Origin of the sequence: Runella limosa DSM 17973 (genome assembly GCF_000482465.1) — a bacterium.
GTDB classification, from domain to species: Bacteria; Bacteroidota; Bacteroidia; order Cytophagales; family Spirosomataceae; genus Runella; species Runella limosa.
This window is the reverse complement of the sequence record NZ_KI519426.1, coordinates 191,101-200,641: the sequence shown is the minus strand read 5'-3', so window position 1 is coordinate 200,641 and position 9,541 is coordinate 191,101. Positions and strand designations below refer to the sequence as shown.

General features: G+C 40.1%; 15 protein-coding genes. 9 read left to right on the top strand and 6 right to left on the bottom strand.

What is annotated here, in order from left to right; genetic code table 11:
• Positions 1 to 115: 115 nt before the first annotated feature.
• The 5 genes from K339_RS0125595 to K339_RS0125575 form a co-directional block, all read right to left on the bottom strand.
• Positions 116 to 961: a hydroxymethylglutaryl-CoA lyase gene (locus tag K339_RS0125595; protein WP_028526155.1), complete on the bottom strand. Its 846-nt coding sequence runs from the start codon at positions 959 to 961 to the stop codon at positions 116 to 118.
• Between the two features lie 158 nt (positions 962 to 1,119).
• Positions 1,120 to 1,362 (bottom strand): molybdopterin converting factor subunit 1, encoded by a 243-nt coding sequence (gene moaD / locus K339_RS0125590; protein WP_028526154.1) that lies wholly within the window; start codon positions 1,360 to 1,362, stop codon positions 1,120 to 1,122.
• Between the two features lie 15 nt (positions 1,363 to 1,377).
• Positions 1,378 to 2,529 (bottom strand): vWA domain-containing protein, encoded by a 1,152-nt coding sequence (locus tag K339_RS0125585; RefSeq protein ID WP_037301890.1) that lies wholly within the window; start codon positions 2,527 to 2,529, stop codon positions 1,378 to 1,380.
• On the bottom strand, positions 2,519 to 4,087 hold the full coding sequence (locus tag K339_RS0125580; protein ID WP_037301889.1) for an McrB family protein: 1,569 nt from the start codon (positions 4,085 to 4,087) through the stop codon (positions 2,519 to 2,521). Before K339_RS0125580 ends, K339_RS0125585 begins: the two co-directional genes overlap by 11 nt.
• Before the next feature lie 368 nt (positions 4,088 to 4,455).
• On the bottom strand, positions 4,456 to 4,806 hold the full coding sequence (locus K339_RS0125575; RefSeq protein ID WP_028526151.1) for a hypothetical protein: 351 nt from the start codon (positions 4,804 to 4,806) through the stop codon (positions 4,456 to 4,458).
• On the opposite strand from K339_RS0125575, the gene K339_RS0125570 reads away from it, so the two are divergent.
• Positions 4,798 to 5,265 (top strand): hypothetical protein, encoded by a 468-nt coding sequence (locus K339_RS0125570; RefSeq protein WP_157607747.1) that lies wholly within the window; start codon positions 4,798 to 4,800, stop codon positions 5,263 to 5,265. The two genes, K339_RS0125575 and K339_RS0125570, sit on opposite strands and share 9 nt — an antisense overlap.
• Before the next feature lie 160 nt (positions 5,266 to 5,425).
• On the opposite strand, the gene K339_RS0125565 is transcribed toward K339_RS0125570, so the two are convergent.
• A complete protein-coding gene (locus K339_RS0125565; RefSeq protein ID WP_028526149.1) occupies positions 5,426 to 5,839 on the bottom strand; it encodes a helix-turn-helix domain-containing protein in 414 nt (137 codons plus the stop codon).
• A gap of 101 nt (positions 5,840 to 5,940) precedes the next feature.
• Between K339_RS0125565 and K339_RS0125560 the strand changes: the two genes are divergently transcribed.
• The 8 genes from K339_RS0125560 to K339_RS0125520 all read left to right on the top strand — a co-directional run bounded on the left by K339_RS0125560 (position 5,941) and on the right by K339_RS0125520 (position 9,536).
• Positions 5,941 to 6,234, top strand: a complete 294-nt coding sequence (locus K339_RS0125560) for a hypothetical protein (protein WP_157607746.1) — start codon at positions 5,941 to 5,943, stop codon at positions 6,232 to 6,234.
• A gap of 14 nt (positions 6,235 to 6,248) precedes the next feature.
• On the top strand, positions 6,249 to 6,482 hold the full coding sequence (kleA, locus tag K339_RS0125555; protein ID WP_028526147.1) for a stable inheritance protein KleA: 234 nt from the start codon (positions 6,249 to 6,251) through the stop codon (positions 6,480 to 6,482).
• A 1-nt stretch (position 6,483) separates the two neighbouring features.
• On the top strand, positions 6,484 to 6,753 hold the full coding sequence (locus tag K339_RS0125550; protein ID WP_028526146.1) for a hypothetical protein: 270 nt from the start codon (positions 6,484 to 6,486) through the stop codon (positions 6,751 to 6,753).
• Between the two features lie 12 nt (positions 6,754 to 6,765).
• Positions 6,766 to 6,960: a hypothetical protein gene (locus tag K339_RS0125545; protein ID WP_028526145.1), complete on the top strand. Its 195-nt coding sequence runs from the start codon at positions 6,766 to 6,768 to the stop codon at positions 6,958 to 6,960.
• A 205-nt stretch (positions 6,961 to 7,165) separates the two neighbouring features.
• Positions 7,166 to 7,507 carry a hypothetical protein gene (locus tag K339_RS0125540; RefSeq protein ID WP_028526144.1) on the top strand — a complete coding sequence of 114 codons (342 nt, stop codon included), beginning with the start codon at positions 7,166 to 7,168 and terminating at the stop codon, positions 7,505 to 7,507.
• On the top strand, positions 7,504 to 7,944 hold the full coding sequence (locus K339_RS37630) for a hypothetical protein (RefSeq protein ID WP_028526143.1): 441 nt from the start codon (positions 7,504 to 7,506) through the stop codon (positions 7,942 to 7,944). The genes K339_RS0125540 and K339_RS37630 overlap by 4 nt, the downstream gene beginning before the upstream one ends.
• On the top strand, positions 7,859 to 8,965 hold the full coding sequence (locus tag K339_RS0125530; protein WP_028526142.1) for a P-loop NTPase family protein: 1,107 nt from the start codon (positions 7,859 to 7,861) through the stop codon (positions 8,963 to 8,965). Before K339_RS37630 ends, K339_RS0125530 begins: the two co-directional genes overlap by 86 nt.
• A 346-nt stretch (positions 8,966 to 9,311) precedes the next feature.
• Positions 9,312 to 9,536, top strand: a complete 225-nt coding sequence (locus K339_RS0125520) for a hypothetical protein (protein WP_028526141.1) — start codon at positions 9,312 to 9,314, stop codon at positions 9,534 to 9,536.
• Positions 9,537 to 9,541 lie beyond the last annotated feature (5 nt).

Below are 9,541 nucleotides of genomic sequence, written 5' to 3'. Positions count from 1 at the left end.
TCAAAAACAGCTTCGGAGAAGCGCAACATTTGTAGCCACAAACGTTACGCCTCGCCGAGGCAAAATTGTCAAAAACAGCTTCGGAGAAGCGCAACCTTTGTAACACTTGTAACATTTACCCAAAAACATACTGTGAAGCCAGCATAGCTTGGGCGAGTTTTAAATCATCAATCGGCAAGTTGACGCCAAGCTGCGTTAACTCGCTCACTACCAGCTCAGTTGCCAAATTGCCAACAAGCTTATTGTCGGCCAAAGGACAGCCCCCAAAACCACGCACGGTACAGTCAATTCGTCTAACTCCTGCTTTAAAAGCTGCTTTCACTTTTTTAGGAGTGTGCGACGATTTTGCGTGCAAATGCGCCCCAAATTCCACATTTGGGAATTTTTTCACCAAATGCCCAAACAACGTCTTAATTTCATCGGTAGTACTCGAACCTATCGTATCAGAAGGAGCAATGATGTTAATCCCTTGTTGAACCAACTTTTCGGTAAACTCCTCCACGATTTCGGGACTATAAGCATCGCCGTACGGGTTGCCAAAACCCATCGAAAGATAAACCACCAATTCTTTGCCATTTTTTTGGCATATATTCTGAATTTCTGACACTTCGCCAAAAGCTTCAGCAATGGTTTTATTCGTATTTTTTTGTTGAAACGTTTCAGAAACCGACAACGGAAAACCCAAATACTGAATTTGCCCAAATTGTGCCGCATCTTCTGCGCCACGAACATTGGCGACGATGGCCAGCAACTTAGTGGAAGTTGTCGATAGGTCTAATTTTTCAACCACCTCGGCCGTGTCACGCATCTGAGGTATTGCTTTGGGAGAAACAAAACTTCCAAAATCGAGCGTATCAAAACCTACCTGAAGGAGTTTATTTAAGTAATTTATTTTAGCGTCGGTCGGTACGAAGTCTCTTAACCCTTGCATCGCATCGCGTGGACATTCAATGAGTTTCATTTGATTTCTAGTAAATTATGTGATAAAAAAACAGGTTGTAAGCAACCTGTAACACTGCAATAAAGTACTGGTTGTGAGCAACCTGTACCACAGTCTATTCAAGTGTTGGTTGTGAGCAACCAACACCACAAATTTGCACGCTAAATTCGGACTTCCTTTTAGCCTCCACTGACGGGAGGAATCAATACAATTTCATCGTTGGAATGGAGCGGTTGGGTATCGTCGGCATAGTCGGTATTGACAGCTACGCGCAGTGAAGCCAGTTTTTGAAAATCGGGAAATTGGCCGACCAAATGGCTTTTCAAATCCGCCACCGTTGCTTCCTCTGGCAGTTGTAAGGTCAGTTCAAGTTGGCCAATAATCTCCTTGGCAATCCCAAACGCTAATACAGTTATTTTCATATTCAAGTTTTATTCCTAACGTAATTGCTCAATGACTCGTTTCAAACTCTCCAAATTGTGCGCGGGGGCATGTAAATCTAAATGGGGCAAAATCGCTTTTAACGCTTTTACTTCGGGGCGAAAATCGGGTGAACCAGCCAAAGGATTTAACCAAATCACCCTCCTCGCTTTTCGTCGAATTCGCTCCATATTTTTGGCCAAATCGTCCCCATCTCCCGTATCCATACCATCGCTGACAATTAAGACAATCGTCCGTGAATTTAGCTTTCGCATCGCGTATTCGTCCACAAATTGCCGCAACATGGTTCCAATATCCGTCCCGCCCGACCAATTAGGAACGCGTTCTGACAAGTTTTCAAGGGCTTGGGTATATTCCATTTCCTTTAAATCCTCCGTAATTCGTACCAATTTTGTACTAAACACAAAGGTTTCGATGGACTGATACAACGTCTGAAAGGCATACATAAACTGCACCCAAAAGCGACTGTACAAATCCATTGATTTACTAACGTCGCAAAGCAATACCAAACGGATTTTATTTCGGGCGGGTTTTCGGTGAAAAAGATCGATGATTTCTTCTCCTTTTCGAAAATTATTCCGCAAGACACGCCGCAAGTCCAACTGCCCACCGTTTTTGGTAATTTCATACCGCCGACTCATGGTTTTAGCCATTCGCTGTACCATTTGGCGCACCAAACGGCGGGCTTCGTGGATGTCTTCGTCGGTGTAAGACCCAAAATCTTTCAGCGTCAGGGGTTCCCCCAAACTATGCGACGCCAACTCTTCGGTCTGCGATTGTTTATTGCCGTTTAACCAATTTTTGAGTGCCTCAAAGGTGGCTTCACCATTTTGTTTCGGCGTCTTCTTTTTCTGCTCACTTTCTTTGGCCTCGTCCTTAATTTTTGAATCAACTGCCTTTGCTAATTCTTTCCAATACTTCGTGTATAATTCGTCAAATTCGCGTAGTTGCTTTCGGTTTTGGGGAAAGACGCTCCGCATCGCCAAGTAAAATTGTTCTTCTTCTCCCAACTGAATTTCGGCCAATGCTTTCAGGGCATCGGCTTCGCGGTCGGGACCGACGGGTAAGCCTTTTCCTCTCAAAAAACGGCTAAACGCCACCACGTGGGCCGACAGCTCAACTTGACGCTGAATGAGGTTATCTTTCATAAATTCGACGGAACATATCTCGGGGTAATTCATCAAAACGCCCTTCCGTAAGCATCGGATTGAGTTGATAAGTCACTACAGCATCCGCATTGTCGAGGTCTTCGCCAAAAAGTTCTTGCTCCATTCGCGTACTGTACTGCATTTTCACTTGAATAAGTTTGGCATCTAGCGGCTTACCCCATGCTTCATTATCTCCCAAAACCAATTGAATTTTTCGCCAGTCGTCGTAAAAATATTCTTGCAACAGCGGAATCACCTGAAAACGAAACAGTTCACACAACTCCTCAAAAGTCTGTACGTTCAGAAAATACGCGTGACCGATGACATGATCACGGTCGTGCAAAAACTCTATCCGTTCGTTGAGCGTCGTCAAAAGCTTTCCTACATTGGCATTTTCAATCACCTTTTCGCTGAGAGCACTCACATCGGGCAAACATTCGTTAAAATAAAAACGACGACGTAGGGCGGTGTCCAACAAAGCAATCGAACGATCTGCGGTATTCATCGTCCCGACAATGTACAGGTTGGCAGGAACCCCAAATTTTTCTTGCGAGTACGGCAACGTAAGCCAAAGCTCATCGCCTCCCCCCAGTCGTTTTGAAGGCTCAATGAGCGTAATCAATTCTCCAAGCACTTTTGAGACGTTGGCACGGTTGATTTCATCCATCACCATAAGTACAACGGGCGCTTGAGCAAACCGTTTTTGGCGGTTCTCGGCGGTGTCAGCAATACAGCCGTCAAAACTTTGATAGTCGGCAGCTCGTAATGCCTCCAAACACGCTTCGTAAAAAACACCTTTACGAACTTTATACGTGATTTTATCACCAATTGTTTCGGGTCGAATCCCTTCTACAAACTCCTCATAACCAAACGATTGATGAAACGTCACTATCTTATGTGCATACGACTGACACAATCGTTGCACTTCGTAGGTTTTCCCCGTCCCTGGCGCTCCGTAATAAATATAATTGAGGGGAATGGTGGGGCGCTCTTTTCGCTTTTGATAAGCTTCGGTCGGTTCAGCAACCACTCGCTCCATTGACGTATTTTTGGCAAACAATTCCGAACGAAACGCCTCATCCTCAGCAGCTTGATAAACGGCTCGGTTGTGCGACTCACGGTGATTGGTTGCAGAGGCAATTTGCTTCAAATCCTGCAACGAATCAATCCAATATTGCACAATAGAATCGTTTTGAAGCAGATGTTTGTCTTGGTACTTGATTTTCCCCAACGCATAGTCGGCATTTCCCTTTTCTTCAAATTCTACATTTTTATGTTGAAGTGCTGGCTTTGAGAGGTATTCTTTCTTAAAAAGTAGGCTTAACGTAACATTATTTTTCTTACCGCTAATTTGTAAAGCGGTGAAATTGTTCAAATTAGCAGTGATTTTTGGAAACTTTTCGCTTACCGTAAACGCAATTTGAGGTGAGTTTTTTGGAATGTCCAAACTCTGTATCATTTCGTTTAGTAAATAAAAGAAAAGCCGCACCGCATCGTCTTGGTGTATGCGTTTGATTTGCTTTACGACAATTTCCCGCTCCGTTAAGGTACTTTGCATATTATCTATTAAATTCTTACCCATTTGTTTCTCCAAGTTGTACCTCCATTATCTCCATTTCTATAACACATAGTACACAATAGAATAGACACATAGAAAACATAAGATGAATCTATGTATCCTATTGTGAAAAACCTAAATGTTCTATGTGTTTAAGTACCGTGTTTAGTACAACCCTTTCTCCCTGCAAATTACAAAAGTCTCGAAATTTTGTCTAATGTGATGGTTTTATGAAGCAAATGTTAAAATAAACCCTGTGTGAGTCCGTTAAGGTATGCGAACGAAAGTTCTTATGTACAATTAGTCTCAATCCCGCTTGTAAACTTACTGGCGGGATTTTTGTTTTCGTTGAGAAGATTAGTAACTGGTTATTGGAAATCAGCAGGAAGAAGTTCTTTTAGCAACTGATTGATCGAAGATAAAGAAGTCAAATCATCTTCTTCCAATTCGGCCATATCGAGGGTAAAAATGTTTGTGCCAGGAGCTCGCCAAAGTCGGTCCAACAACAACGACAGGTGTTCGGAGTTGCCATCACTGTACAAAATGCAGGCGTCAGCTTCAAGAGAGGCTATCCACGTTTTCCGCCATTCGTCGGCTTCTTGTTCGGGCGATAAATTTTCGATCCTAAACAGGACGAAATGGGGCAAAAGCTGCGTTAATGCCAGTAAAACGGTTTCTTTGTAAGATGAGATTCCAATAAAATTGATGATATGACGCATAAAATACTTGTTTTCCTTGGTTTGTGGGAATTATTGAGCCTTGTTTCGGCAAATGTAAAAGCTCAGACAATAAAAAAAGACCGCTTTATTGCCAATCAAGGCGTAGTGACTTGGGTCGAAACCGTTGAAATTAAAGACATGGACACCCCCATCATCGTGGAAGCCATGGCCGAATCGCTACAAAAAAAAGGATTTATTCAGTTGGAAAGTAACAGAACCAACAATGTATTAACAGGCACACTTCTTAATGCTCCATCGCTTGGCCTGGCAAAGGCAACTTTTCGCGTAGATATTTTATACGAAAGCTACATTGTCTCGGTAACAGCCATTACATTACTGCCTTCTACCCCCATTGAAAAGCTTATTTTAACACCTCAAAAACAGTTTGTTGGGGCATTTTCACCCATCATTTCTAAGCTAGATGAAGAGTTAATTCAAACGTTTAGCATTAACTTTTAGGCAAATAAAAACCCCGATAACTGACGCTATCGGGGTTTTTGGTGACGAAGGCGAGAGTCTTTGTTTTGCATATATAACCCTCAAATAATGAGGTATTTAGATGTTTATATCAAAAATATCAATGAAAAAGCGGGAAAAAAATATCAAAAAAATATCAAAATCAGCGGCTCTTTAGTAGCTCTACCATTTCCCTAAGTAGCTTATTTTCGCTCTCTAACCTCTTTAACCGTTCAATAAGAATTTCTTCGTTTATGCTATTTTTACCACTGTTTGCCGTTTTCTTGCCTATCGCCTCATAGGGCATTATTTTTTCAGCAACGGCCTGAATGCCAACATTTTTCGCGGACTGTGTAGTATTGTACACGGGGGCGAACGACTGGAAGAAATACCCTAGCCCTACCCCATACGCGTCGGCAAAATCCCTTAACAGTTCGGTATTAACATCTTTCTTCTTTAAAATTTTTGAAATGTTGGATTTTGAGCCGCCGACTTTCTTTGCGGCGTCTTCTAGCGTATCACCTTTGGAATCTATTAAACGTTTGATAATCAAGCCAAAAGAAAATTCTTGTTTCATTTTTGGAAATTTTTATGTGTGGTTACTTGCGTACAATTGTGTTAATTATTAACATTGCACTGCCAATAAATAACATTTTCACCCAAAAACAAAAACAGAGCATGACCAAATTAGTAAACGGTAAAACGACACAAACTAAGTACGTGACATTCTTAGCGTACTACGAAGAACTAAATGAGCGAAATAAGGCTGATTTGCGCCAAAAACTAGCTAAAACGCTCAATTGCAGTATCAGAACTGTATATAAACGTATTTCAGAAAACAACTTTAATACGGAAGAACTACGCGCGATTTGGGCAGAATTAAATATTTCTCATTGCCCTAAGTATGGCTTTTTTTTAGATACCAATGTTGCCAAAATAGAAACATTAGAGAAATACGGTCTCACTTTATAACACATTTCAAACAAATGAAAAAGCATTGGTTGAGATTACTACCCGAAGCGGGGAGAATCACAGAAAACAGGGCGCACGAAATGGAATGTAAGTACATAAGATTTGAACGCCTAAAGCAAGAATTAGAAGCATTTCAAAGAGAGATAGAAGGGCTAGAAAGTGACTATAACGAATGGGTAAAAAGTGAATGGACAGCCGAAGAAATTGAACAAGCAAAACAAAAGTCGAAAACTTTAAACACTTACTAAAATGAAAGCAAAGTTAAAACACATAAAAGCGGCTTTTGAATATTTCGGCTACGAATTAGAGCCTTACATTAAATCGGAATCAGACCTATCACTTGAGATAGAAAACTCCAAAAACCTCGAACATCAACTTTTAACAAGCCTTGAAGAAGGTAAAGAATCACTAAAACAGCTAATTGAATATCGCGAGATTTTAGAGCAAATAAAAGCTCAGATAAAAGTAGAAGAATACAAGGATTTAAACCCAAATGCAAAAGGAGTTTTCCGCATATAAACCACAAAAATAATGACAGACTACAACGAACTTTCATTCTTACGAAAACTTGCTAGGGAGCAAGACGTAAAGCTAAAAGCCTACAAGAATTTCCTGATTCACATAGACGAATTGATGACGGATTTTAGGGACAATACAGCCCCGAAAGACAATATTTTAACAGCGTTTTATCAGGCCAAACACATTCTAAACAACGATTTAAAATGAGAACATTAAAACTAACAGAAGACGAGTTTTTTGCCCTAAAAAGCATACTTAAATAACTTGATAAATTTACCTTATCAAACAGGGGTAATATATTTGAATGTATCCCTGAAAGATACTGCAACGAACAGTTCCATTTCTATGTAGATAGAGACGATTTAGTTGCATTACAATCAGTAAAAAACAAACTTCAAAAAAACAAACAAAAATGAAAAAGAGCGACACAACCAAAAACATAACAACCTTTGCAACGCCCGAATTTCAAAGCAAGGTTACAGCAAAGAAAAACATTGCAAACATGAAGACGGGGCAAGTAGGCTTTTTTACGTTCCAACAAATGCGTTTTTCCGAAAAAATTATGGTGATGGGCGAGTTTGGCGATTGGGCACAAATAAACCCTAATAAGCCTGATTTTGAACTACAAAACAAAGTTGGGTTTTATAAGCCCTTAACCTTAGTCGAATGTTTAGAATACTTCGAGTTTCCTTTGTTATCCGAGTTTGATTTTGAAAAGCAATTTAAAGACTTTAAACCGCAACAAGTAAAATGATAACACAGGAGGAAATAGACAAAGAATGCTCATTTTTTGGCATAAAATACCATGAGACAGGCGGCGCGAATTGGGTTAAGAATAAACTTGAGTTGTGGGATAAAGTACAGCAAACGCACGATTATATCAACGAATTGAAGTTTGAAATATACCTACGCGACGAACAACTACGAAAGCAATACGAAACGCTTTCATATATCGAAAAGGTGTTTGAGTCTTTAGGCTTTTTAGGGGAACATTCGTTTTTGTTTTCTCGAAACCCCAAACGAATAGACGGATTTTATACCCTAGCACTTTTGCAGTTAATGCCGAACGAAGAACCTTTTAAAAAAACACTTTTAAGCTACTTTCATGGGATTTCTAACGACACAATACAAAGAGCCTCAGAAAACTACCTCGAAAGAGAAAGGCAAAAACTCAACACCGCCCAAAAGTAGCGAAGAAGAAAGCGAGCTAAACGACCTTCTAAAAGACCTTTTAACCGACGAAACCCCCGTTCCTGACATTGAACCAGTAGTAAGAATTGACAACTGTATCTATGCCGTGCGCGGTGAAATATCCTTTATAGTGGGGCCTCCCAAAGCGGGGAAAAGCGCCGTTTGTTTGCGGATGGTTGCGGGGGCTTTTATGAAGAATCATAACCTAAAGAAAACGCTTTCTATTCAGACCGAACCCGCCAACGGGCGCAATGTGATATACATTGATACTGAGCAACATAAGAGCCAAGCTAAAGCACTAATGAAGAAAATTTGTTGGTTGGCAGGGCTTGACAAACGCCCCCCTAATCTTTGGGTATTTCACTGGCGGGAACATTCTCACCAAGAACGGCGGCGGCGGATGGAATTGATTTTTAAGCATTTTGAAAACATCCATTTGCTTGTATTAGACGGTATTACTGATTTGCTGGATTCGGTTAATAACGAGGTAGCGGCCAACGAATTAATCAACTTCCTAATGGCTAATAGTTCAAAAAAAGAGGTTGCTATTATCTCGTTGATTCACGAAAAAGGAAACACTGGAAACGCACGTGGGCACATTGGCGCGGAATCTGAAAGAAAGTGTGCGGGCAGTATCGTTGTGGGGAAAAATAGAGAAAATAACACCCATTCTATTTCTTCCAAAATGATACGCTACGACGGCGATTTTTCGACGGTATATTTCCAGTATGACCCCATCGAAAAAGATTATACGTTGGTATCCGAACAAGTACGTAAACTGCTAGAAAGTGAAGGCCAACAAAGCAAAGAAGAACGAGATAAGGCCACGATTGCAACCGCCATAAAACGCGCGTTTGGCACAAATGCGGAACTATCTAAAAAAGACCTCAAAACGGCTATTATGAACACTTACAAAGTGGGTGAGGTGGTTAGCGATAAAACGGCGGATAGGGCTTTTAATAAAGCCTTTGAACTTGAAATAATCATTGAAACATCAAATAAAAACTTTAAACTTTCATAACAATTTAAACTACTTACAACAATGCACAACACAAACAAAAAAACGGTAAACCTATCTAATCAATCTGCGGTTAAAGTAACCTACACTTTCGATACAGAATACGAAATGGAAAAGTTTATTGAGGCATACTATTATATAGTAAAATGCTCAAATTTTGTAATTGGAGAACTCTAAGTATTAGAAAGATAAAAGCAAATACGCCTTTATACCAGTTTCACAACTTTATGCAGTATATTCTATGTGATGGGTGCATTTGGCGAACGAGATAAAGAAACACTACTCTCATTCGTTTTTCACGAAAACTAACATTACTTTGAATGATTTTTTCACTTTAAACACTTACAAAATGACAGTAGAAAAACTAGATAAAGGCTTAGGGGTATTAGCTGAAATCAAAAAGCAAAAAAACATTCTTGATTTAGCAAACTCAAAACAAGTAAAAATGTGCCTTTATGACAATAATCACCAACTCGACATAGACGACCAAGACAACCAACTTTTGAAGGCTCTCTTGGTGAAAAATGTCTCAAAAAGAATCTTTGAACTAGAAAAAGAATTTAACAACCTTTAAACCAC